This window comes from Komagataeibacter europaeus LMG 18890, from assembly GCF_000285295.1.
Taxonomy (GTDB): Bacteria; Pseudomonadota; Alphaproteobacteria; order Acetobacterales; family Acetobacteraceae; genus Komagataeibacter; species Komagataeibacter europaeus.
Genome location: NZ_CADP01000317.1, coordinates 1 through 1,074, shown reverse-complemented (window position 1 = coordinate 1,074; position 1,074 = coordinate 1). Strand labels below are relative to the sequence as shown.

The following is a 1,074-nucleotide window of genomic DNA, read 5'->3' as shown; positions in this document are numbered from 1 at the left end:
TCAGCATCTTGCTTTTGTTATTTGATCTTTCTCCAAGCATGCCAAGTCCGACTACGTCCTGCGCTATTGAAAGACCATCCTCCCTGCCAGACGTAAAACTATAAATCCAGACTTCGTAACCATTTTCATAGGTTTTCTGCCCCGGTTCACCGTAAATCTGATGCACCTGAGATGAAGTTGTTACACCATCATGAATATTCTGATCAACTTCCGCAATGGTTGTTTTTTTTATGGAAGCATCACCCGTGGACGAACAGGCACCCGTGCCTGCAATTATCGCCATCACGATGGCCGTTCTGATGATCTTCATCCTGCAATCTACCCTCTCGGCTACATATCATCGACATACCTCATTGTGTCCCATCGATACAGATTGTTCAGCGCACACCAGATGCTTGGTAAAACTGTCAGCAACATGGATAGCTGCCGGTAATCCCCTCATGTTCGGAGCAAAAAACAGAAAAGAGACACTTTTCCGGGCGTCACCTAATTTCATGAGTTCATCGTTGCAACTTCCCCAAATAAGAAGTTGGTGTTTCTGATAACGCCGAGGCCGTCATCCTACACTGTTCCTGGGTAACGGTCGCGCTCTCAACAAAAAGGTTTACTCCTGTCCCACGCAATTCTGCGCGTCAATCCGGCGACAGCATACCCCAAAAGAGGACACGAATCTCCTCTCGGGGCCTGCATGAAATAAAAAGCAACGCAGCCAATTTTTGCTGCAGCAGTCGCAAGATGATCTTCGAAGCTACTCCCATTATCCGGATAAGATCATGAAACATTCTCTGCTCATTTTTCTTTTGCCCATGGCGCTCAACGCCTGTGCGCAGAGCCTGTCGTCACCTTCTCCCATTGCGACGACCGGCATGGCCAATCCTGAACTGGCCTTGCAGCGGTCAATAGCAGAGACCACGACTGATCTTCGGGAACTTGGCAGCATCCGCCCGTCTCCGGTCGTGGCATCTGCCAACCAGCCCCTGCTCCCCGATGACCTGACCCGCCGGATCTGGTTCGTATGGGACGGCCCCCTGGGCAAGGCCGTCGCAAAACTCGGCCAGGAGATTGGCTATAGCG

At 50.7% G+C, this 1,074-nt stretch carries 2 protein-coding genes; one reads left to right on the top strand and one right to left on the bottom strand.

The genetic code is table 11. The annotated features are described in order from the left end of the window. Positions 1-310, bottom strand: a 310-nt coding sequence (locus GEU01_RS25525; protein WP_019087711.1) for a hypothetical protein, incomplete at its 3' end; no start/stop codon positions are given. A gap of 463 nt (positions 311-773) precedes the next feature. Between GEU01_RS25525 and GEU01_RS22095 the strand changes: the two genes are divergently transcribed. Then, a partial coding sequence (locus GEU01_RS22095) for a DotD/TraH family lipoprotein (RefSeq protein WP_157212928.1) occupies positions 774-1,074 on the top strand: 301 nt, incomplete at its 3' end.